At 72.0% G+C, this 21,987-nt stretch carries 24 protein-coding genes; 19 read left to right on the top strand and 5 right to left on the bottom strand.

All coding sequences use genetic code 11. The annotated features are described in order from the left end of the window. Positions 1 to 117 precede the first annotated feature (117 nt). From MFF56_RS24830 to MFF56_RS24750, 17 genes are all read left to right on the top strand, one after another. Positions 118 to 549 carry a hypothetical protein gene (locus tag MFF56_RS24830; RefSeq protein ID WP_066927989.1) on the top strand — a complete coding sequence of 144 codons (432 nt, stop codon included), beginning with the start codon at positions 118 to 120 and terminating at the stop codon, positions 547 to 549. A gap of 100 nt (positions 550 to 649) precedes the next feature. After that, a complete protein-coding gene (locus MFF56_RS24825; RefSeq protein ID WP_066927988.1) occupies positions 650 to 2,863 on the top strand; it encodes a hypothetical protein in 2,214 nt (737 codons plus the stop codon). A gap of 25 nt (positions 2,864 to 2,888) precedes the next feature. Continuing rightward, positions 2,889 to 3,269: a type III secretion apparatus assembly protein SctX gene (gene sctX, locus MFF56_RS24820; RefSeq protein ID WP_066927986.1), complete on the top strand. Its 381-nt coding sequence runs from the start codon at positions 2,889 to 2,891 to the stop codon at positions 3,267 to 3,269. Positions 3,270 to 3,276: 7 nt separating this feature from the next. Beyond that, the gene (locus MFF56_RS24815) at positions 3,277 to 3,693 is read left to right on the top strand and encodes a hypothetical protein (RefSeq protein ID WP_066927984.1); all 417 of its coding nucleotides are present in this window, start codon (positions 3,277 to 3,279) and stop codon (positions 3,691 to 3,693) included. Positions 3,694 to 3,778: 85 nt separating this feature from the next. Further along, the gene (locus tag MFF56_RS24810; RefSeq protein WP_066927982.1) at positions 3,779 to 4,342 is read left to right on the top strand and encodes a hypothetical protein; all 564 of its coding nucleotides are present in this window, start codon (positions 3,779 to 3,781) and stop codon (positions 4,340 to 4,342) included. 68 nt (positions 4,343 to 4,410) lie between these two features. Further along, positions 4,411 to 5,457 carry a hypothetical protein gene (locus MFF56_RS24805; protein ID WP_066927979.1) on the top strand — a complete coding sequence of 349 codons (1,047 nt, stop codon included), beginning with the start codon at positions 4,411 to 4,413 and terminating at the stop codon, positions 5,455 to 5,457. Between the two features lie 18 nt (positions 5,458 to 5,475). Further along, on the top strand, positions 5,476 to 6,450 hold the full coding sequence (locus MFF56_RS24800; RefSeq protein ID WP_066927977.1) for a hypothetical protein: 975 nt from the start codon (positions 5,476 to 5,478) through the stop codon (positions 6,448 to 6,450). Between the two features lie 7 nt (positions 6,451 to 6,457). Next, the gene (locus MFF56_RS24795; RefSeq protein WP_066927975.1) at positions 6,458 to 6,913 is read left to right on the top strand and encodes a type III secretion system chaperone family protein; all 456 of its coding nucleotides are present in this window, start codon (positions 6,458 to 6,460) and stop codon (positions 6,911 to 6,913) included. A 43-nt stretch (positions 6,914 to 6,956) separates the two neighbouring features. After that, positions 6,957 to 7,445, top strand: coding sequence for a tetratricopeptide repeat protein (locus tag MFF56_RS24790; RefSeq protein ID WP_066927974.1), 489 nt, complete (start codon positions 6,957 to 6,959; stop codon positions 7,443 to 7,445). Between the two features lie 8 nt (positions 7,446 to 7,453). Further along, the gene (locus tag MFF56_RS24785; RefSeq protein ID WP_066927972.1) at positions 7,454 to 8,038 is read left to right on the top strand and encodes a hypothetical protein; all 585 of its coding nucleotides are present in this window, start codon (positions 7,454 to 7,456) and stop codon (positions 8,036 to 8,038) included. After that, positions 8,038 to 9,303 carry a hypothetical protein gene (locus tag MFF56_RS24780; RefSeq protein ID WP_238231499.1) on the top strand — a complete coding sequence of 422 codons (1,266 nt, stop codon included), beginning with the start codon at positions 8,038 to 8,040 and terminating at the stop codon, positions 9,301 to 9,303. The genes MFF56_RS24785 and MFF56_RS24780 overlap by 1 nt, the downstream gene beginning before the upstream one ends. A gap of 100 nt (positions 9,304 to 9,403) precedes the next feature. Continuing rightward, complete coding sequence (locus MFF56_RS24775) at positions 9,404 to 10,618, top strand: coiled-coil domain-containing protein (protein WP_238231497.1); 1,215 nt, start codon at positions 9,404 to 9,406, stop codon at positions 10,616 to 10,618. Between the two features lie 250 nt (positions 10,619 to 10,868). After that, the gene (gene sctV / locus MFF56_RS24770) at positions 10,869 to 12,998 is read left to right on the top strand and encodes a type III secretion system export apparatus subunit SctV (RefSeq protein ID WP_066918640.1); all 2,130 of its coding nucleotides are present in this window, start codon (positions 10,869 to 10,871) and stop codon (positions 12,996 to 12,998) included. An 82-nt stretch (positions 12,999 to 13,080) separates the two neighbouring features. Next, positions 13,081 to 14,172 carry a MotA/TolQ/ExbB proton channel family protein gene (locus tag MFF56_RS24765; RefSeq protein ID WP_238231495.1) on the top strand — a complete coding sequence of 364 codons (1,092 nt, stop codon included), beginning with the start codon at positions 13,081 to 13,083 and terminating at the stop codon, positions 14,170 to 14,172. After that, positions 14,162 to 14,671: a hypothetical protein gene (locus tag MFF56_RS24760; protein WP_066919260.1), complete on the top strand. Its 510-nt coding sequence runs from the start codon at positions 14,162 to 14,164 to the stop codon at positions 14,669 to 14,671. The genes MFF56_RS24765 and MFF56_RS24760 overlap by 11 nt, the downstream gene beginning before the upstream one ends. Further along, positions 14,668 to 15,387 (top strand): hypothetical protein, encoded by a 720-nt coding sequence (locus MFF56_RS24755; protein ID WP_066919258.1) that lies wholly within the window; start codon positions 14,668 to 14,670, stop codon positions 15,385 to 15,387. The genes MFF56_RS24760 and MFF56_RS24755 overlap by 4 nt, the downstream gene beginning before the upstream one ends. After that, complete coding sequence (locus MFF56_RS24750) at positions 15,384 to 15,668, top strand: hypothetical protein (protein ID WP_066919256.1); 285 nt, start codon at positions 15,384 to 15,386, stop codon at positions 15,666 to 15,668. The genes MFF56_RS24755 and MFF56_RS24750 overlap by 4 nt, the downstream gene beginning before the upstream one ends. Positions 15,669 to 15,693: 25 nt before the next feature. Here the strand turns inward: MFF56_RS24750 and MFF56_RS24745 are convergent, their stop codons facing one another. Both MFF56_RS24745 and MFF56_RS24740 read right to left on the bottom strand, forming a co-directional pair. Continuing rightward, positions 15,694 to 15,915, bottom strand: coding sequence for a hypothetical protein (locus MFF56_RS24745; protein WP_156453520.1), 222 nt, complete (start codon positions 15,913 to 15,915; stop codon positions 15,694 to 15,696). Positions 15,916 to 16,806: 891 nt separating this feature from the next. Further along, the gene (locus MFF56_RS24740) at positions 16,807 to 17,058 is read right to left on the bottom strand and encodes a hypothetical protein (protein WP_066919252.1); all 252 of its coding nucleotides are present in this window, start codon (positions 17,056 to 17,058) and stop codon (positions 16,807 to 16,809) included. 223 nt (positions 17,059 to 17,281) lie between these two features. Here MFF56_RS24740 and MFF56_RS24735 point away from each other — a divergent pair, with 223 nt between their 5' ends. Continuing rightward, positions 17,282 to 18,187, top strand: a complete 906-nt coding sequence (locus MFF56_RS24735; RefSeq protein ID WP_066919250.1) for an SDR family oxidoreductase — start codon at positions 17,282 to 17,284, stop codon at positions 18,185 to 18,187. A gap of 80 nt (positions 18,188 to 18,267) precedes the next feature. Here MFF56_RS24735 and MFF56_RS24730 read toward each other — a convergent pair whose 3' ends face one another. Beyond that, entirely contained in the window at positions 18,268 to 18,681 is a 414-nt protein-coding gene (locus tag MFF56_RS24730; RefSeq protein WP_066919248.1) for an ester cyclase, read from the bottom strand. Then, positions 18,678 to 19,757 carry a catalase family protein gene (locus MFF56_RS24725; RefSeq protein WP_066919246.1) on the bottom strand — a complete coding sequence of 360 codons (1,080 nt, stop codon included), beginning with the start codon at positions 19,755 to 19,757 and terminating at the stop codon, positions 18,678 to 18,680. The genes MFF56_RS24730 and MFF56_RS24725 overlap by 4 nt, the downstream gene beginning before the upstream one ends. Before the next feature lie 260 nt (positions 19,758 to 20,017). Here MFF56_RS24725 and MFF56_RS24720 point away from each other — a divergent pair, with 260 nt between their 5' ends. After that, a complete protein-coding gene (locus MFF56_RS24720; RefSeq protein WP_066919245.1) occupies positions 20,018 to 21,100 on the top strand; it encodes a catalase family protein in 1,083 nt (360 codons plus the stop codon). A 58-nt stretch (positions 21,101 to 21,158) separates the two neighbouring features. On the opposite strand, the gene dps is transcribed toward MFF56_RS24720, so the two are convergent. After that, entirely contained in the window at positions 21,159 to 21,695 is a 537-nt protein-coding gene (dps, locus tag MFF56_RS24715; RefSeq protein WP_066919243.1) for a DNA starvation/stationary phase protection protein Dps, read from the bottom strand. Positions 21,696 to 21,987: the final 292 nt, after the last annotated feature.

Raw genomic sequence — 21,987 nt, 5'->3', positions numbered from 1 at the left:
GCGCAGCGGCGCGGCCTGTATCGAATGTGACACGCCCGGAGCGGTCGTCACCTAGGATCGGCGCCGTGCCGGATCACGGCCCGGCGCCAAGCGGCTGCAGCACATGACGGTTCGAGGATGACCTATCCCGGCAGGCGCCCGGTCACGGTGCGGTGGGCCGCGATGGCCGATGCGGGCGACCCGGGCGATGCCGGCACCGTCTCGGCCGAGATCGAGGCCTGGCTCGCCCGGCACCCTCCGGCGGATGCGGATGCCGCGGGCCTCGATCGGGCGCGCGCGCTCGGCGGCCTGCGCGACGGCCTGGCACGGCTGGTCCGCGATCCGCGCCTCGCCCGGGACCCGGCCTTCCGGGCGTGCCTCGCCGACCTCCCGGCGCGGGCCGACGATCCGGACGCGCTCTTCGCCGGGCTTGCCGAACTCCTCGGCCGCGCCGAGCGGCTCGCCGGGCAATCCGCCGGGCAATCCGCCGGGATGCGGGCCGATCCGCATCCCGGCGGGGAGGGCGACGTAGCCGCGCCGCGCGCCCGGCGCATGATCCTTCGCCTCTGAGCCGCCTCACCCCGGCGCACCCCTCGATGCCGAACCGCCGCGCCTGTCGGCGGAGGGCGCTCCACCGGCCTCCGGCCCCGCAACCGAGCGAGTCGCTTCCATGGTCAGCAGCCCGGGCCTCACCGGCTTCAACGTGTCAGCCTACGCGGCCCTGCAGGCCGGCCCCGCCCCGAGCAGCCTGGCGACCGACGTCTTCGCCCGCTGGACGGCCCAGGCCCAGGCCGACTACGTGCAGGCCAACGGCAGCGGCACGCCCCGGGCGGTCCTGATCGGCCCCGACCAGGGCCGGCAGGCCGTGGCCGTGCTGGCCGCGGCGGGCAACGCCGTTACGCTGACGCCGACCGACACGGCGCCCACCGACCTCGCCGCCGCGACCTTCGGCGACTGGCCGGCGGCGGTGAAGCTCGACTACGTCGAGGCCCGCGGCGTCGGCGCCCCGCCGGTCGTCCTGATCGGCCCGCCGGACGGCGCGCGGATCCTCGCCTCGCCGGACGCGGCCGGGACGGGGGTCGCGACGGACACGGCGCCCGCCGACATCGAGAAGCCCGCGGCCGCCCTGACCGCCGACGGCTTCGGCAACTGGCCGGCGGCGGCCAAGCGGCACTACGTCCTGACCCGCGGCATCGGCGATCCGCCCGCGGTCCTGGTCGGCCCGGCCGACACCACGCGGCGGGTCGCGACGCTCGACGCGAAGGCGCAGACCGTCGGCCTCACGAAGCTGCCCGACGCCTTCGGCACGGGGCCGGCGGCGCTCGCCGCCGACACCTTCCGCGCCTGGCCCGAGGCGGTGCAGGTCGCCTACGTCCTGGCCAACGGCACGGGCGAGCCCCCGAAGGTTGCGCTCCAGACCCCGGGCGCCATCGCGACGATCACTCGCTTCGGCGGCGGCATGACAGGCGCCATGCTGATGCTGGCAAACCCCACGCCGAACATCTACGGCAGCGACAAGGATCTCAGCGGCGCCCCGAACGCGGACAATGCCGAACTCCTCTTCCCGACCCTGAACGGGACGCCGGGCAAGACCCTGGACGACAAGCCGAGCAACTTCACCAAGCTCCCCGACCAGCTGACCCCGAAGGAATTCGGGGCTTGGCACACGGCGATCCAGATCGAGTACGTGCGCAAGAACCTGCAGCCGAGCCAGAACGGGGGCAAGGCCGTCACGATCGGCACGTCCGCGAGCGAGACGGTCACCGCCTTCGTGGCGGCGGGCGGTACGAAGCTCTACACGGTCGATACGCTGCAGAAGGCCGATATCGCCCGGATGCCGCTCGCCGACCAGACCACCCTGGCCGGCCTCGACATCTTCGCGAACGCCACGACCGGCCTGCGGATCAAGCTCAACCTCACGGTCAGCAAGACGGAGGTCACGGATCTCGTCAACGCGGCGATCACGAACATCAACGCCATGGTGCCGGGTGGAACGCCCCAGGTGTTCAAGGGCAACGACTTCATGAGCGCGGCCAACCGCAAGATCTTCACGGACGAACTCGGCCTCCTCAACCAGAAGATCGCCTCCGGGGCGATCTTCTCCAAGGGCGAGATCACGGACCAGATCAAGCTGATCACCGACCGTTTCGAGCGGGCGAACTGCTTCGCCAAGATCGCGGAAACGGACGGCCGCATCGACCGCAACAACACCGGCGTCCGGGTCGTCCTCGACACGGAGGACAACGGCTCGATCAGGCGCTCCTACACGGTCTTCATGGAGCAGGAGGCGCGCCTGCTGCAGATCGCCCAGTCCCGGCAGAGCCTCGCCGGAACCGGCAAGATCGAGGGCACGACGCAGAACCTGGACGTGCCGAACCTGATCTACCTGTTCCAGCTCTACGCCAACCAGGCCGGCGAGGCCAACATCCGCATCCAGACCGAGGAGATCAACCAGGTCAACGAGGTGCTGAAGATGTACAACATCGTCCAGTCTCTCGTCAGCGAAACGATCAAGTCGATCGCGCCCGAGAAGGACGGCAAGACGAACAACGATGCGACGGATCTCAAATACGACGGCGATGCGACGCGACAGAAGATCCAGAAGGCCGCGGTGGCGGTCTTCCAGAACGGCTGGGGACATCCGGTGGAGGTGCTACACAACATCGTGCGCGGCGCCGACAACGTCAACGGAAAGAGCTCGAGCCAGTGGTCGACCTACGCCAACCAGCTCTCCGAGCGGGTGACCCTGCTCAACCAGGAGAGCCAGATCCTGATGAACAAGGTCAATTCCGACACCAAGGCGAAGGACCGCAACTTCGACTTGGCCAACAACGCCCTGTCGAAGATGAACGAGATCGTGCAGAAGATCGCGGGTACGTCGTGAGGCGGGGCAGGGCGGAGGCGGGCCGGTGAAGATCCGCAGCTTCGAGATCGGGGTCGAATCCTTCACCCGGGCGGAGCCCGGCGAGGGCGCGCACCTGCCGCGGGAGGGCGCGCTCTCGCCGACCTTCCTGCCCAAGCCCGGCCATCTCGACGCGGTGCTGCGCCGGCCCTCGCTCGACGAGCGGCTGCCGCAACTCCTCGAGCCGCGCAACCTCGACGCGGCGCTGCTCGAACCCGCGACCCTGTCGGCCACCCGGCGCGCCGCGGGCGCCCTCATGGCCGAGGCGGCGCGGCGCGCGCTCGGGCAGCGGCGGCGCATCCTCGAGGAGGCCGCCCTGATCCTCGGCGAGGACGCCGAGCTCGACGACGAGGTGCGCGCGGCCCTCGCCGCCCTCCTGAAGGCCTGAACCCCGCATGGGCACCCTGCCGTCCCGGCCCGGCGCCGGCCTGCCGCTGGCCTCAGAGGCGCCGCGTCCCGACGCGCGCCAGCGCGACTTTCTGCTGCTCACCGTCTTCGTGCTCGCCCAGCAGGGCCAGATCGACCGGGCCGGCGTGCTCGCCGAGGCGCTCCATCTCGTCGGGGACGACTCGGCCGAGATCCTGCTCGCCCGGGCCGTGCTGCGCTTCTTCGTGGAGGATTTCGCGGCGGCGCTGGCGGTGCTGGAGGAACTCGACCGCCTCGCCCCGATCGAGCGGTTCGGCAGCTACCGGCTCGACGAGCGCCAGCGCATGCGCCGCTACCTCAAGGCGCGCTGCCTCTACGCGCTCGGCGACGCCGCGGGCGCGCGGGACGCCGTGGAGGTCTATCTGCGCCACGGCGAGCCGCGCTGAAAATCGCCGCCCCTGTCACCTTCGGCACAGGGGCGGGCGCGGGAGCGGGTATCCCGGTCCGTATCGACGCAGACGGAGCGCACAGATGCCCTCGATCCTCGACGGATTGCCGAAATCCGAGGCCGCGCTGAAGGAGATCCACGCGGGCAGCAGCGCCGCCCTCGGCGCGCTCCTCGACGCCGAGCGGATGCCGCCGCAGATCCGGGCGCGCCTGGAGGCGATGGGCGAGGGCCTGTCGCACGCCGACATCCTGGGCATCACCGAGGCGGAGCGCGACGCTCTCCTCGTCCAGGGGATCCGCCAGCTCCAGCAGGGCGACGTCGCGGGCGCGCAGAACACCCTGACGATGCTCTACCAGCTGGAGCCCGGCGACGCGCGGGCGGTCTACGCGCTGGCCGCCACCTACCAGACCCAGGAGGCGTACCGGGCCGCGGGCCGGCTCTACCTCGTATTCCTCGCCCTCGATGCGACCAACCCGCAGGGCTACCTCCGGCTCGGCGAGTGCTTCCTCGGCAACGGCGAGGCGGACCAGGCGCAGGCCTACCTGGAGGCCGCCAAGGTCCAGGCGGCCGGCACGCCGGAGCAGGGGCAGGTCGAGGCCCACGCCGACTCGCTCCTCTCGGCCATCGCCGCGCGCGCCGCGGCCTGAACGGGCCCCGCCCCCGACATCGCGCCCGCTACCGGGCGATCCTCGTAGCTGAAGACGGAGAGACGGACATGACCAGCGGCGTGAGCGGATCCATCGGGCAGAGCGTGGCGGGATACCTCGCCCCCACGGACGTCAAGCCGGGCGCCGCGGTCGAGAAGGCGGCGGGCAGCGGCAGCCTCGGCTCCCCGGGCGGGCTGCCGGCGGCGCAGCGTCAGAGCACGATGAGCGCCATGAACGCGAGCCTCTTCGCGATGACGCCGAAGGTCACCGGCGCGCAGCTCGACGTGCTGCTGCTCGAGGTCACCACGAAGATGAAGGATACGATCAGCGCCACCGAGAAGAACAAGATCGAGACCGATACCAACGCGAAGAAACTCAAGATCGACGAGAAGAAGGCCAAGCTCGAAGAGGCGCAGAAAAAGATCGAGCAGGCCGAGAACAAGATGAAGAACCTGTCCATCTGGGACAAGATCAAGATCGGTTTCCAGTTCCTCGGGGCGATCGTCTCCTTCGCGGCCGGCGCGCTCATGGCCGCGACGGGCGTGGGCGTCCTGGCGGGCGCGGCGCTGATGGCGGCGGGCGTGCTGATGTTCGGCCTGGCCGTCGACGCCGTCGTCGCGGCGACGAGCAAGGACGGGCTCGGGATCATGGGCCAGATCGTCAAGGCCGATCTCAAGGCGCGGCACCCGGACTGGTCCGAGGAGAAGATCATGGGCAAGGCCACCGAGGCGGAGATGATCTCCCGCATCGTGGTCTCCTCGGTCGCCGCCATCCTCTCCCTCGCGGGCGGCATCGGCGCGATCAAGGGCGCGGCGACCGCGATCCAGTCGGCCCTCTCGATCGCCGGCGCGGTGGCCAGCATCATGACGGGCGTCGGCGACGGCGTGGTCGGCGGCCTCAAGTACGACGCCACCAAGACGAAGGCCGAGGGGATGAAGACGCAGTCCGAGGGCAAGGCGATGGCGGCGCTGATCCAGTCGCTCGACGACGCGATCGACCAGGCCATGGCGCGCCTGAAGGGCGCCGCCGAGCGCTTCGACGGCATGCTCGACGCGATCACCGAGGCGATGCAGGACCGGGGCCAGACGCTGGCCCGGGTCGGCCTGCGGGCCTGAGCGGGAGGGGAGGACACCATGTCGAGCGGTATCAGCGGAACCTCCGGGACCATCCCGTTCCAGACCACCTACCCGACGGACGGAGCCGGCAAGGCGGCGCCCGCCGCGGCGGCGAAGGCCGGCGCGGCCTCGGCCGCGACCGGCGCGCTGCCGCCGGTCCCCACCGCGCTGCTCACGCAGATCGCCAGCAGCGGCGCCTCGACGCCGCGCGGTGCCGTGCCGGAGGATCCCGGCGCGAGCCAAGCCAGCGCCGCGGCCGCCCAGCAGATGCTCGCCTCGCTGGCGAATTCCGGCAGCGCGCTCGATCTCCTGGCGCGCCTGATGGTCGAGCAGGCCGGCCAGCAGCGCAAGAGCGCGCTCGACGACCGGATGGCGGCCCGGGACCAGGCCAAGACCGAGCTCCTCGCCCAGGCCGGCAAGATGCGGGAGGCCGCCGCCACCCTGACGTCCGGCGCCCTCACGTCCCTCATCATGACGGTGGTCAGCTCGGCCCTGCAGGTCGCGGGCGGCCTGGCCTCCCTCGGGGGCGGGATCTCGGCTGCCGGCAAGCAGGCGTCGGCCTTCAAGGAGGTCAAGGGTCTGGCCACCGCCGCCGGCCCGCAGGTGCCCGGCGGCGCGGGCGCCGCGGCCGGTGCGCCCGGCAAGTTCTCGGGCATGAAGATCGGCGAGGTCCAGACGGCCCTCGACGCCTCGCAGACGGTCGGCAAGGGTGCGCAGAACCTCGCCAAGCTCGGCGACATGACCTCGCAGACCGCCGGCCAGCTCGGCCAGGGCATGACGCGCTACAACGAGGCCAGCACCGAGGCCGCCAGCAAGGTGAAGGACGCCGAGGGCCAGGAAGCGGCCGCCAGCGCGCAGGAGAAGCAGGCCCAGGGCGATCTGCGCAAGGAGTCGCAGGAGGCGCTGGACCAGATGGTCAAGTCGATCATCCAGTTCCTGAAGGACCTGCAGGAGGCCAAGGCCGACCAGATGCGCGCCCTCACGCGGGTTTGAGCGGAGCATGGCGCGCGAGAGCTTCGCCGGCGTGGCGGCGGCCCTCTGGGCGAGCCTGGGCCTCGCCGCGCCGGCTCCGGCCGAGGCGGCGAGCCTGCGCATCGACGGGCGGACGGTCCGGCTCCGGCCGAACCCGGACGGCACGCAGGTCGTGGTCGCGGCGGAGGTCGGTGCGCTCGCGCCCGTGCCCCACCGGCGCGAGGCGCAGCTGCGCCAGATGCTGCGGGAGAGCCTGGGGCTGGTGCTCGGCAACCGGGCGGCCCTGACGCTCGCCGAGGACGGCATCGTGCGGGCTGAGGCCGCCGGCCCGTGCCGCGCGGCCGACGTGCCCCTCCTGCGCGCGCTGATCGAGGACGTGCTCCACCTGGCCGAGATCCACGGGCCGACGCTCGCGGAAGCGGCCGGGCCGGATATCCGCAACGGGCTTCCGGAGGATGCCGGCAGCCTGATCTTCCGACTGTGACGACGTGGCGACGGGAGCGCCTCCCCGGGGGCGAGGACAGACGATGGACGCACACAGCCAACCGGCCCCCGGAAGCGAGGCCGCAGCCCTGCTGGACGGGCAGATCCGCGACGCGCTCGGCCTGAAATCCGAGGACCTCTCGATCGGCCTGGAGGTCGCCCGCAACCTGCTCCAGCGGGGCGCGACGGCGGATGCCCTGCGCGTCTATGCCGGCCTCATCCTGTGCGAGCCGACGAATCCCGTCTTCCAGACCGGCCTGGCGAATTGCGCGCTGGCCGCCGAGGAGTTCCACCTCGCCCTGCAGGCGGCCTCGGCGGTCATCGCGCTCGCCCCCCAGGATCCCCGCGGCTATCTCGTATCCGGCCGGGCCTGCATCGGGCTCGGTGCCCTCGCGGAGGCCTCGGAGGACCTGCGGGACGCGGTCGCGCTCGGCCGCGCCGCCCGGAATGCCGCGGTCGTCGAGGAAGCGGGCCGGCTGCTCGAGGCGCTGCCCGATCCGGCCCGCGCGCCCGCCCTGGCCCCGGCCGGCTGAGCCCCGCCGTGGCGGTCCTAGCTTCGACCGGCCGGGAGCCGTTCGGCCTCGATCCGGAGGACGGCGCGCTCCTCGGCACGCTCTTCGCCGAGGCCGCCGCCGCCCTCGGCCTCGACGGGGCGCGCATCTACGCGGCGCTCCGGGAGGGACGGACGCTCGGGGCGGCGCTCGGCCTGCCCGAGGGCGTCGCCGAAGCCCTGTACCGGCGCGCCCACACGTGGTTCGCCGCAGGCCGCCACGACCGGGCGGAGCCGCTGTTCCGGGCGCTCTGCGCCCTCGACAGCGGCTGCGCCGATTACTGGGTCGGCCACGGCGTCTGCCTGCACCTGCGCGGCGCCGATGACGAGGCCGGGATCGCCTTCGCGGCCGCCGCCGCCCTGCGCCCGAACTGGGCGGTGCCGCATTTCCACGCGGCGGGCCTCGCGATCGCCCGCGGAGACCGGGCGTCCGCCGCCGAGCATCTGGCCGCCTTCCGGGACCGGCAGGACCGGCAGACCCCGGAGGCGCTGATCCGGGAGGCCGAGCGGCTCGCGGGCGCGCTGGCGCAGCGGAGCCGGGTCGAGCCGGCGGAGGCCGGCCGGAGCCGCGCCTGATGCCCGTGGCCCTGCCTCTGAGCGCGCTGCTGGACGCCCTGGCGCGCACGAGCGATCTCGGCGCGATCGCCGCCAACACCTACGTCGCCCCCCAGGGCGCCCGCCCGGCCCCGGAAGCGGGCGCCGCCCCCGGCCGTCTCGCGGACCCGGACGGCGGGGAGGCGCCGCCGGTTGCGGAAGCTCCGTCCGGCGGGTCCGGATCCTGGGCGGCAGGCCGCTCGCTGGCCGGCCTGCGCGCCCCGCTCGGTCCCGCCGGGCAGTCCCCGCCCGTCGTTCCGGCGATGCGGGAGGCGGCGACATCGGGGGTGGGGACCGTGCTGCCGGGCGACGGGGCCGCGGCGAGGCGGGCCGCCGGGCCGGCCGCCGAGGTGTCGATGCCGACGCTGCCCGCCGGATCGGACCCGATGCCGCGATCCGGTCAGGCGGCGTCGCCCGTCGGGCCCGTCGCCGGCCCCTCGGCCGCGGAGGCCGCGGGACCCGAAGCTCCCGCCGGCGCGCCGGTGCCCCCCACGGATTCCGGGATCCGGGCACCCGGTCCGGACGGCCTCGCGGCGGCCGGGCACCGCCCCGATGCGGCCGGCGCCGGCACACCGCTCCCCTCCGCGGCGCAGGCGGGATCGCCCGACCGCGCCGGCCCCGACACCGCGGCGTCCGCCGCGATCTCCTTCGCGGCGGGGGCGACGACCGGGATCGCGGCGGGCCGTTCCCGGGGCGGATCGCGCGGCGAGGTGGCGCCGCCCCCCGAGCGTGCCCCCGAGAGCGGGCACGGGTCCCCGCGCGCGGACGCCGATCCCGCCTCCGGACCGGGCAGCGCAGCGCCGGACCGACCGCCCGCGACACGCGATCCCGCCCCGATCGACGGCTGGAGCCGGACTGCCGAGATCGCAGCGGGGCCGCAGGTCGAGCGCGCGGGCATCATCGCCTCCTTCATCCTCAACGCCGCGATGATCCCGGGCTGGCCGCCGCCGCGGCCCTTCGCGCCGCCCGCCGCGGAGACGCTCCTGGCCGCGCTCGTGCAGGCTCCGGGATCGACGGAGGCCGCGCTCGAGGAGCGGCTCGGGCGGCAGGTGCCGCGGCCCGGGTTCCTCGCCCGCATGCGCGCGCTTCTCGGCCGCCTGATGCGCTCGCGCCGCCTGCAGGTCCTGCTCGGGCTGGCGATTCTCGTCGACGCGATCGCGTCCATCGAGGCGGAACTTGCCGACCTTGCGCGCGGCGTCGATGCGGAGGCGGACGACGCGGCGGCCCGACGCCGCCTCAGCATCTGAGGCAGGCGGGGCCGGATCCGGCGTCACATTCGGCACAGTCGCGCGCCGAGGGCCGCGTAGGATGCGGCCGCGGGCACCTCGGTCCGGGCAGGAGCGTCCCATGTCAGCCATCACCGGAACGAGCCAGGCCGCCCCGCTCCCCTCCCTGTCCGAGACCGGGCCGCTCCCGGCCTCCGGCACCGCCGCGGTCTCGGCCGGCCTCGCGGCGGCCTCCCCCGGGGCGCTCTACCGGAGCGTCGGCACCGTCTTCGCGGGCGGCGCCTCCGGCCTGCGGGCGCCGCAGAACGCCGAGGACGCGGCGATCCTCTTGGCGCAGGCCGCCGCCGCGATCGACGCGGTGCGGCGTGAGGCGAGCGACGCCCGCATCGCCGGCGCGGCGGCCAGCGTGCGCGCGAGCCTCGGCGGCGCCTCGGCCCAGCTCGCCACCGCCGGCACCGAACTCTACGGCGACGGCACGGCCGGCAGCGGCCTGATCGCGCAGAGGGGCGCGGCCTCGGCCGAGCGGGAGAGTGCGGCGGCGCGGGAGGCTGCCCTCGCCACACAGATCACCGAGTTGCAGGGAACGGTCGCGACCCTGAACGGCACCATCGCGGCCGAGCGGACGAAGGCGGACGCGGCCATCGAGACCCTGTCGGACGCGCGCGACGCGATCGCCGCGAAGCTGGCCCTGATCGACGCGCAGATCGTGGCCGCGCAGGCGGCCGGCGACCCGGGCAAGGTCGCCGCGCTCCGGGCCGAGCGGGCGGACGTCGAGGCGACGCTCGAGGCGGCCGACGCGGAGATCGAGACGACGCGCGACACGGCCGCCGCGACGATCGCCGCGCTGACGGACCGGCGCGACGCGGCCCAGACGACGCTGGACGGAGCAAGGACCGAGCGCGCGACCGTCCAGGCCCGGATCGCCGCGCTCGACACCGCGATCGCGGCGCTCGACGGCCGGATCGCCGCGGCCGAGCGCGACATCGCCGTCGGGCGGACCGCCCTCGTGCTCGCCTTCGCGCAGATGACCGCGCTGCTCCAGGACAGATCCGGCGAGCGGGCCCTGGAAGCGGCGCGCAGCACCGAGCTGGATTGGCGTCTCGACGAGGCGGGCGAGACGCTGAAGGACATGGGCGCGCGCCTGCTCGAGCGCTTCGAGGCGGAGGGCCGCGCGCTCGACGACCTGCGCGCCGCGCGGGCGAGCGAGCGGATCCTGGCAGCCGTCCTGGGCCTCGCGACCGGCCTCGCGGCGGTGGCAGACGTGCTGCGGCGGGAGACGGACCTGCTCCCGGACGAGCCGGTGCTGGCCGGGCGCCGGCAACTGGCGCTCCGGTGAGGCGTCGGCGCCAGGGCCCGGCGCGGCGGGCTGGAGCGCTCTCCGCCGACGTGGACGCCGGTTCGGCGCAAGAGCGCGCGTCAAGACAGGAGGTTGGAGCCGTTCCCGACGGCAGCGCGATCGGGAACGGCTCCACCCCGGTCCGGGAACGGTTTGCTCACCGGGAATCGGTCAGGATGGATGCGCGCCGGGCTCGTGCCGGGGCGGGGCGGGCGCGAGCCCGCAGCGGGGGCGGGACGCGGTCCGGGCGATGATGAAGTTCCTCAACGCGCTCTCGAAGCGCAACGACCTGCTGCTCGCGTTCCTGCTGATCTGCATCGTCTTCATGATGATCCTGCCGTTGCCCACGGCGATCATCGACGTGCTGATCGCGCTGAACCTCTGCCTCGCGGCGATTCTCCTGATGGCGGCCGTCTACCTGACGGACGTGGTGCAGCTCTCCTCCTTCCCGTCGATCCTGCTGCTCACCACTCTGTTCCGGCTAGCGCTCGCCATCTCGACCACCCGCCTGATCCTGATCCAGGCGGATGCCGGCCATATCGTCGAGACGTTCGGGCGCTTCGTGGTGGGCGGCAACCTCGTGGTCGGCCTCGTGGTGTTCCTGATTCTGACGATCGTGAACTTCATGGTGATCACGAAGGGCTCTGAGCGCGTGGCCGAGGTCTCGGCGCGGTTCTCGCTCGATTCGATGCCCGGCAAGCAGATGTCGATCGATTCCGACATGCGCGCCGGCATGATCGAGCTCGACGAGGCCAAGCGCCGGCGCAATAAGCTGGAGAAGGAGAGCCAGCTCTACGGCGCCATGGACGGCGCGATGAAGTTCGTCAAAGGCGACGCCATCGCGGGCCTGATCATCATCGCGGTCAACATGATCGGCGGCATCGCCATCGGCACGATGCAGCGGGGCATGCCGCTCGGCGAGGCGCTCGACCGCTACTCGCTCCTCACCATCGGCGACGGCCTCGTCTCGCAGATCCCGGCGCTCTTCGTCTCGATCACCGCGGGCTTCATCGTCACGCGCGTGGCCTCCGAGGACAATGCCGACCTCGGCAGCGACATCTCCAGCCAGCTCGTCGCCGAGCCGAAGGCGCTGATGATCACGGCCGTGATCCTCACGGTCTTCGCCTTCGTGCCGGGCTTCCCCGCACCGGTGTTCCTGATCCTGGCCGCGCTCACCGGGGGCGGGGGCTGGCTGATCGTGCGGCGGCGCGGCCGCGGGGCGGCCGAGACCCGCTCGCTGGAGATGCCCGCGCTCGCCCCCGCGCTCGCGCCCCCCGGCAAGGCGCCCTCGCTGCCCGGCGGCGACGAGGCCGACAGCGGCCCCGTCGAGGCGGTGAGCTTCGCGCTCACCGTGCCGCTGATCGTCGACATCGCCGCGTCCGTGCGCAACGCGATCCGGCCGGACAAGCTCGACCGCGAGGTCGCCCGCGTGCGCCGCGCCCTCTACTTCGACCTCGGCGTGCCGTTTCCCGGAATTCACCTGCGGCTCAACGAGAACCTGAAGGAGGGCGAGTACCGCATCCTCGTCAACGAGATCCCGGTGGCGGCGGGCGCCGCGCGGCCCGGCTACGTCATCGTGCGCGAGACCGAGGCGAACCTGCGCATGTTCGACATCCCCTTCGAGCGCGGCGAGGACTTCCTGCCCCACACGCCGAGCTACTGGGTCTCGACCAAGCACCTGCCCGTGCTGGAGCGGGCCGGCATGCAGGTGATGACGCTCTCCACCATGCTCACCTTCCACCTCGCCCACGTGCTGAAGGGGCATGCGGCGGAGTTCATCGGGGTCCAGGAGACCATGTACCTGATGAACCAGATGCAGAAGAACTTCGCCGAGCTGGTGCGCGAGGTGACCCGTCTCCTGCCCACCATCACCATCACGGACGTGCTGCAGCGCCTCGTCGGCGAGGAGATCTCGATCCGCGACATGCGCACCGTGCTGGAGGCGCTCGTCACCTGGGGCCAGCGCGAGAAGGACCCGATCGTGCTGGCCGAGCACGTCCGCGCCGCGCTCTCGCGCTACATCACGCACAAGTTCTCAGGCGGCCAGGGCATCATCCCGGCCTACCTGATCTCGAAGGAGATCGAGGACACGGTGCGCAACGCGATCCGCCAGACCAGCGGCGCCTCCTACCTCGCCCTCTCGCCGGACGTGCACCGGCAGCTGATCGCGGCGATGCGCGCGGCCGTCGGTGCGCCGGGGCAGAGCGCGGTGCCGCCCGTGATCCTGGTGCCGATGGATATCCGCCGCTTCATGCGCAAGATCGTGGAGCGCGACTTCCCGAACCTCGCGGTGCTCTCCTACCAAGAGCTGACCGCCAGCGCGAACGTCCAGCCGCTGGAGCGGGTGAGACTCACGGCGCAGCTCAACAATGCCGCCTGAGCGGGCCGCAGCGCTGTCGGGCAGGGCAGGGAGCAGAGCAGGGAGCAGGGCCGGGAGCAGGCCAGGGGCTTCCGCCGAGCGGTTGCGCCTCCTCGCCTACGGGTGCGGCCTCCTGGTCGCCTTCGGTCTTTACCTCCTCGTCCACGCAGGCGGGCAGGGGCCGGCCTTCTGGGCCGCGGCGCTCCTCTGCGGGGCGGGAATCGCGGCAGGCCTCGTGCGGGGCGCCGAGTCGGATTCCCGTGCCTTCCGCTGGGGGGCGGGCGGCGCCGCCCTCCTGGCCGCCGCCGTGCCGCTCCTGCCGGCGCTGGCGGCGGACGTACCGCTGGCGGCGGCCGTGCGCGCCCACCCGCTCTGGCCGCAGATCCTGGTCACGCTGTTCGCCGCCCGCGCGCTGGCGGAGGCGAACGAGCAGCGTTTCGCCGCCTTCTGGCGGGCGCCGCTCCGCGCCCGCGCCCCCGTCGCCGCCCAGTCCGCCGCCGCCGCGCTGGCGCTCGGCGCCTGCCTCGCGCTGCTGTTCTACCAGGGGCTCGCCTATCTGGGGCCGGCCCGGGGCGGCACGGGGCTCGTCGATCTCGTCGCGCACGCGCTCGCCGGCGAGAGCGCGATCCACCGGTCCATCGTGGTGCTGTTCTGCGTCATCCTGGCTTTCCTGGGCGAGGCCGCGCTCCAGCACCGGCGCGACCGCGAGGCGCTCGCCGCCCTGCGCCGGGAACTGGCGCGGGGGGACCGGACCGGCCCCGGCACGCTCCGGGGCCTGCTCGCCGGGCCGCTCGCGGGCTTCGGCCATACCCGGACCGTCCGCTCGCTGGCGCAGGGGCTGCGGGGCGGGGGGCCGGATGCGCAGGCGCTCGGGGCAGCCTTCGCCGCCTTCCACGGGGCCTCGCGCCGCTTCGTGCGCGGCCTGCTGCCCTTCCTGCCGCTGCTCGGCTTCTTCGGCACGGTGGTGGGCCTCGCCACCGCCATGGCGGCGCTGCCGGGGGAGGGCGGCGCGGGGCGGATCGACCTCTCGGGCAGCCTCGCGGGCCTCGCCCTGAAGTTCGAGACCACGCTGCTCGGGATCCTGGCCAGCATGGTCGCCGGGCTGCTGCTCGCGCTGGTGGAGAAGGGCGAGCAGGAACTGGCGGCCGAGTGCGCCCTGCTCGCCGCGGTCGCGGAGCCCGCCGATGCCCCCTGAGGCCGCCGCGGAGGAGGAGCCCGGGATCGATCCCTTCGCCGACCTGCTCTTCGCCCTGATCGCGATGGTGCTGCCGGCGATCCTCGTCCTGCTGCCGGCCCTCCACCTCGGTGCGGTCCGCCGGCCCGCGGCGGAGGCGGCGCCCACCACGCCTCCATCCCCGGCCGTGACGGTCGGCGGGCATCCGGCCGCGACGATCGTCGCCGAGGCGGGAGGCCTGCGGCTCGCCTCCGCGGGCAACCGGCGGATCCCCCTCGACGCGGTGCCGGACGACCGCGCCCTGCGCGACGCGCTCGCCGCCTTGCGCGCGGCGGAGACGCCGCTGCTGGTCCTGATCGAGCCGGCGGGCCTGGAGGCGGCGTTCCTGCTGGAGCCGGTGGCGGCGGCCCACGGGCCGGTGCGGATCGCGCAGCTGCGCACCGCGACGCCCTGTGCCGAGGCCCGGGACCCGGCGCTCGCCCGCGCCTGCGCCCTGCCGCCGGGAACGGGCGCCCGATGAATGCGGCCGGCACCGTCCTCACCGATCTCTCGGCCAACGTCTTCGCGGCGCTGCTGCTGATCCTCCTGATCCTGCTGCAGGCGGGCGCCGTCGCCCCGGACGGGGCACCCGGTCCGCCGACCGAGGCGGCCGAGCTCGGTGCGGTCGGGCGCGCACCCCTGCGCGCCGACGCCCTCGTCGCGATCCTGCACGCGCGGCGGCCGGACGCGGAGGGGCTCTCCATCGACCTCACCGAGGTCGAGCCCCCCTCGCTCGACGCGGCCCTGCGCGGGCTCGATCCGGCCTTGCCGGTGCGGCTCTACGTGTTCTCGCACCGGCACTACCCGGCGGTCGCCGCCCGCCTCGCCGGCGCGGGCCGGCCCTGGGACGAGATCTCGGTGCCACCGGCGCTCGGGGACGCGGAGGCGGGTTGGACGCCCGCGTTCCGGGCCCTCCTCGCGCGCCGCTCCGACCTGCCCCGGTTCCGCGCGGAGCTCGCCCGCCTTCTGGGAGGCGCCGCCGGTCCGCCCGCTCCGGGCGCGGGCGGTGCGCCCGATCCGCGGCCGGCCGGCGCGATGGGCGAGCGCCTGCGCGGCTGGCTCGGCGCGGCCGTGACGGTCGCGATGCTCCTCGGGGCCTTCGCCGCCGTCGTGGCGATCGAGTGGATTGTGCCGCGCCCGCGCGCCCGCTACGCTGAGCGTTCCGGCGCCGAGACGAACCGGGGAGACGGACCGTGAGCGATCCCATCCAGGCGACGAGTTCGATCCCGCTGCCGGCCTACCAGACCCTTCAGGGCACCCGTGACCCCTTGCCCGTCAGCTCACCCCGCGCGATCGCGCGGCAAGCCGACGCCACCGCGTCCGCGCGCGCGAACGAGGCGGACGACGCCTTCAAGGCCTATCTCGACCAGACGAGCATCACCCTGATCGAGAGCGACCAGACCCGCCGGCGCGACGCCGCCGACCTGATCGGCGAGCAGAGCGTCTACCGGCAGCCGGGCGCGCCCCTCGTTCCCTGAGGCCGGCGGAGGTGGGCGCGCTCCGTCAGGCCTTCGCGACGTCCGGCGCGATGATCGGTGCGCTCGCCTTGATCGGCTCGGGCTCCGGATCCTCGTGCTCCTCGCTCACGGCGTAGTTCGCGCGGATCGCGGAACCCCGCGACATCCAAGCCGCGAGCGTGCTCGAGAACTTGTCGGCCCGGCCGCGATCGCCGGCTGGCTCGGCCCGCATCTGGTCGTTGGAGGAACTCCGAACGGGATTGATCATGGCGGAACCGTCGATGGCCGGAATGCGGGAAGTCTAGTCGAGGGGCCGCCGTCTGCCAATCCGGGATCGTGTGACCTGACACGCCATGCCGGTCGAGGACGCGACCCCGGATCGGGGCCGGCCATCGCCCGTCCCGCGACGCGTCGACACCCGACATCGGGCCGAGCGGGGAGCATGGGCTGGCCGGGTGCTCGCGACCGCGCGATCCCGGAGGTGTCGCCTGCTGCTATCCTCACCCTACGGCTGCGCAGGATATCTATCGACCGACGAAGCGCGGCTCGATGAGGCGATGGAGGAACTGGCCGCTCGGGAGGATGGCCGCTCTCAGACAGGCGTGAGGGTGTTCCGTTCGTGTTGCACGGAGCCGCCGACCGCGCAGCGTGGCCCATTGTAGAAGCATGGGTCGTATTGCGGCGTGTTGCAATCCGTTCGAGACGACGTTCGAGCATTCAAAAACCCGCCAAGTCGTTGACTTAGCGGGCTGAATTAGATGGCTGGGGGACCTGGATTCGAACCCGACGCCTGCCGACCGAATATCCCTAGCTATCTCAAAGCTTTAGGTCGATGCCGCTGTCCCTCTGTGTAGCACCCTGGTGGTACACAGTGTCAACCAAAATGCCGCTGTGGACGATGGAAGCGTCGCCAACCGCGGTGGCCGTACCACGCTGAATGGCAGGGATCTGTCGAAGCTTATCAGCAGGCCTGCAGTGGCGAGGCTCCACTGATGAAGACGGCGATGCGCCATCAGCTGACCCTTGCCGCCAACCGTCCGAAAGTCCGGTCATCAAGCATTAGCAGACCCCCACGACCAAATCGTGCTACGTGGGTAGATCACCCATGTCGGCTCCGTTTACCCCGGAATGCCAGGAACTTGGCTGCAGGCGCCGGCGCTCAGACCATTCCTGAGAGGCGCCGCGTATTGTCTGCGACCAGTTCCCGGTAGCGTGCGACGACCTCGCCGGGGCTTCCGCCCGCCATCAGGGTGTTGGCAGCTTCCATCGCGGCCACGACCTTCTCGCCGACCATCGACACCATCTCGGCCTGAGCCTCGGCTCCGCCCCAGGCGATCCGCACCAGCCGCAACTCGACGACCTTCTGCGCCTCCACGGCGAGCAGGAACGTGGCATAGAACGGGTTCAGCATGACGTCTCCGGTGGGTCGGTCCCATCTCACAACGCCTAAGCGGAGGCCCGGTCCCTGCGGACGATGACGCAGGTAAGACCCCAGGGTCGGGTGTGGCGATGACACCCCCAACGGCCACTGGAACAGACGCGCGAGTCGGTGATTGGCCCGCTATCCGGGCAGCGCCTTCCCTGAACCGCGCCGCGTGTGCTGCTCTGGCCAAGCCGGCGCCATGGAACACCAGATGACGGATGCCCCGGACCTGCGCCTGAAGATGCAGGACCCCCGCACACAATACCCGCAACCGCCCTTCGAGAAGCAGCCGCAGGAAGCCCCGGGGCTGGCGCAGGCGATGAAGCCCAAGCCCGACCATGGCGAAACCAGCTATCGCGGCCACGGTCGCCTAGAGGGACGCAAGGCCCTCGTCACCGGTGCCGATTCCGGTATCGGTCGGGCAGCCGCCATCGCGTTCGCCCGCGAGGGCGCCGACGTGGCGCTCAGCTTCGTCGCGGACGAGATGCCCGACGCGCAGGAGGTCGCCAAGCTGATCGAGGCGGAGGGCCGCAAGGCGGTGCTGCTGCCGGGCGACATCACCGACAAGGGGTTCTGCGAGGCACTCGTGAAGAAGGCGGTCACCGACCTCGGCGGCCTCGACATTCTCGTCAATAACGCTGGCAAGCAGACGAACCAGAAAGACATCGCCGATATCACGGACGAGCAGTTCGATCGGACGCTGAAGACCAACCTCTACGCCATGTTCTGGATCACCAAGGCCGCCCTACCGCACATGCCGGCCGGCGCCTCGGTGATCAACACCGCCTCGGTCGTGGCCTACAACCCGCCGCAGATCCTGGTCGACTACGCGACCACGAAGGCCGGCATCGTCGCCTTCTCGAAGGCGCTGGCCAAGCAGCAGATCGCGAAGGGCATCCGGGTGAACGCGGTGGCGCCCGGTCCGTTCTGGACGGCGCTGCAGCCCTCGGGCGGCCAGCCGCAGGAGAATGTCGAGAAGTTCGGTTCCGAGGTGCCGCTGGGCCGTCCCGGCCAGCCGGTTGAACTCGCTCCGGTTTACGTGTTCCTCGCGAGCCAGGAGGCGAGCTACGTCACCGGCGAGGTCTACGGCGCCACCGGCGGCAACGGCACCGCCTGATCGCTCATCCCGGCGGACGCAGCCTCCGTGGAGTGGCCGCCGGGACGCGGGTTATCACGTCACGGCGTCGTCGCCGGCCGTCACGTGTCAACGGCGCCGAGTTGCTTGAGCATCGTCAGGTTGTCCATCAACGCCCAGTGTTCGACGAGGCGACCGTCCGCGACTTGGAAGAGGTCCATGACCACGATGTCGACGTGTTGCCCGGTGGCCGGCAGTCCCTGGAACTCCCCGGTATGCCGCCCCTGGAAACGTAGCCGTGCGAGTATGCGGTCGCCCTCGGCGATGAGTTCGTCGACCGGCATGGCAATGTCCGACAGGCCGCCATGCAGGACCGCGGCGAGCTTGCGCACGCCCGCCGGTCCGCGCACCTCGAAGTCGAGGCCCGGGTCGTGCCTGACGAAGTCCGGCGCGATGTTGGCGTCCCACCAAGCATCGTCGCAGTCGCGGAACGCATCGAAGTAGGCGCGGACGAGCCGCCTGTTGTCCTCTGTCATCGGCGCAGCGCGCCCGGCTCGTGGATCGGGCAGCGGTTGAAGCGCTCGCGGAACTCGGCCGAATGCCGGTAGGGGGCGTTGCGGGCCCGGTTGATGTTGCCGAGCGGCCGATGCGCGGCGAGCCCGGTCCAGACGCTGAAGCGCATCTCCTCATCCACCACCTGGACCCGGGCCGGATCCCAACTGTCCTGCGGCTGGACACGGAGGACGCCGACCCGCTGGAACGGTGCCTCGTCCTCCTTCCATTCCACCGTCGGGTCCTCAATGGGCTGGCGTTCGAGATCGCGGCAGAGCTGCACGCGGAACTCCCATTCGCCGGCGATGCCAGCCATCTCGGACCGCACCGTCTCGCGGATCGCGTTCGGCCGACCGGAGGCGTCGATCTCGGTGCCGGTCAGGGCGGTCAGGGCGGGGGCGACCGGTACCAGCGAGAACTTGGCGATGTAGTCACCGTACCGAAACGGCGTCAGGCTATTATACGTCTCGCCGAGGGGGTCGACGTTGGGCGCGCCGCCCAGCGAGCCGATGGTGGGGCTGTCGACGCCAAATGCGTGCAGCGCCTTGTTCACCCCGCGCAACACGGTCGAGGCGGCGACCTTCAGCCCCTCCACCCGGTCGGTCGTGCCGGCGAGCAGCTTGAGGCTGCCGAGGAACTTCTCGGCGTTCGGCGCCTGGAACACCTTGCCGTTGACCATGATGAAGTTCTGCGTCGTCCCTTCCGCATCCGGGAGACGCTCGCCCTCGACGTCCAGGACCTTCAAGGCGATGCCCCGGGGCAGGGAGACGGAGTCGGGTAGGATGTCGCCCGCGTTGGTCGACATCCGCATGTACACCTTATGCTCGCCCGCCTTCGCGAACAGGCCCTGGGCCAGTTCGGGGGGCAGCCCCGCATCGACCGTCAGCGTCCCTTCGAGGATACCGTGCGACTTCGCGTGGACCGAGCGCACGGCATGGCCCGAATGCTCCGCGACCCTGGTTAGGATCGTGTCGAAGGCCTCGTTCAGTTGTTCGATGGTCTGCCCTTCGTCGGGCCTCACCACCTCGACATCGGGACTGTATCGAACGGGAGGTTGCACGGTCCGTCTCCTGGCAGCGGCCGAGACAGAACGACAGCGGGTGGGTGACGTTCCGGATTGCGGGACATTCAATCGCCCATGAACGAACCCGGGAACGTACGCCCCGGCGGACGATTTGTCGGCGGTACGGCCCGCCCAACCGCCACGGGTTCGTCGTCTTGCGCCCGCCCTCTGCTCCAAAGCAGCAGGTCGATCCCGCGCCCTGACCCCGGCCAACGTCAAGCAATCCCGTTGGCGCACGACACGATCAGGAGACGCCCATGACCTACCTCCGTTACGCGCCCGACATCGAGACGCCTGCCCCGGACGAGCAGAAGTCCATCGACGGCATCATCCAGGGGATGACCCAGCAGTCGCAGGTCGTGGAGAAGCGCGAGCGTCACGCGGTGCGCGCGAGCCACGCGAAAAGCTCTGCCTGCGTCACCGGGGAGTTGGTCGTTCCCGAAGGCCTGCCGCCCGAACTCGCACAGGGTCTGTTCGCCAAGCCCGGGATGCACAAGGTGGCCGTGCGCTTCGCCCAGGGGCCGGGCGAAACCCTGGGCGACCGCGTGTCGACCCACCGCGGCATGTCGATCAAGGTCTTCGGGGTGCCCGGCGAGAAGCTGCCCGGCCACGACGTCGAGACCCAGGACTTCGTGCTCGCCACCGGCACGACCTTCCCGTCCGGGACGGCGGCCGGGTTCCTGCGCGACGGAACCGTGATCGGCAAGGCGACCGGCCTGCCCGAGGGCGTGAAAAGTGCGGCCGCCGCAACCGCACGCAACCTCAACCGGGTGTTGCATGCCTTCGGCACGGAGAGCGCCATGGCCGACTTCCTGGGCCACCCCTACAGCCATCCGCTCGCCGACAGCTACTTCAGCCAAGCCCCGATGCGGTTCGGGGACTACGTCGCCAAGCTCGGCGCGGTCCCGGCTTCGCAGGCGCAGCTGGACCTGGCCGAATGGCGGCTCGACCCACACGATGACGAGGACGGTTTCCGCCACGCGGCCGCGGCGTTCTTCCGCGACAACGAGGTGGTGTACGAGCTTAAGGCGCAGCTCTGGGCGGATGCTGAGCGCCAGCCCATCGAGGACGCCTCGGTCGACTGGCCGGTCGCGGTCAGCCCGTACCGGACGGTGGCGACGCTTCGGCTGCCGCGCCAAGATGCCTACTCACCCGAGCGGGTGCACTACTTCGACGAGGTGATGACCTTCCGGCCGGCGCACAGCCTCGCGGAGCACCGGCCGCTCGGCTCGGTGATGCGCGCACGGCTGCAGGTCTATCGGGCGCTGAGCGATTTCCGGCATCGCGAGAATGGCGTGACCGCAGAGAACACAGCCTCGCCCGAAAGCATCCCGGCCTGACACCACGTTTCTGACGACCGCCCCTCAGTACGGTCAGGTACGAAGGGGCGGCCACGGCTCAATTGCGAGCGTCGCCGTCGCGCATCTGACCCGTCGGCTCTTGCACGTGGGCTTCGAGGAACCAGAGGTGCTTGTCGACGGCGCGGGACACCTCCGTGAACAGGTCCGCCGTGTCGGCGTCACCCGCCTCGTCCGTCTCGTCGATGTTCTCGCGCACGGCGTTGGCGTAGGCGGCGTAGCTGTCGATCAGCGCGGCGACGTGGTCGGCGATGGCGTAGATGCCGGTCGGGTAGGCGGGCAACTTGGTCTTGTCGGCCACGACCTGCGCCGTTCCCAGGGCCGTGCCACCGAGCTGCACCGCCCGCTCGGCCACCTTGTCGTTGAAGCCGCTGATCTCGGCGCGGAAGCCGTCCAGCATCAGGTGGATCCCGATGAACTGCGGCCCTTTGAGATTCCAGTGCGCCTGCTTGATCGCCAGCGCGAGGTCGATGCCGTCCGCCAGCCGGGCGTTCAAGGCCTCGATGGACACCTTCTTGGCGTTGGAATCGGTGTTGTTGCGGGTCCGATGAGTACGCGGGGTGCTGCTCGTCGCCATGCTTCTGCTCCGTGATGCCGAGGCGGCAATTGTGTAGAGCGGAGGTGGTTCCCTTGGTTGGGTCCGACCTTTGGGCACCCCAGCCCCCGGCCGCCTAGGGTCGCACCGGCTCGTCGCGACGAGTTCAGGTATCGGTCTTGAGCAGGTGGAACGGGAACTTCGAGCCTGCATCACTCGGCAAGAAGGCCGGAGCACGGAACTCCCACGGAACCTCTCCCGCAAGGCGGACTTCCCGTTTACCGCTCATGGTGTGACACGGAGCGGCCCTCTCGAACGGTGACGGAACGAGACA

This window comes from Methylobacterium hispanicum (genome assembly GCF_022179285.1).
GTDB lineage: Bacteria > Pseudomonadota > Alphaproteobacteria > Rhizobiales > Beijerinckiaceae > Methylobacterium > Methylobacterium hispanicum.
Note: the sequence above shows the minus strand (reverse complement) of the source record. Positions and strands in the feature narration are given on the sequence as shown.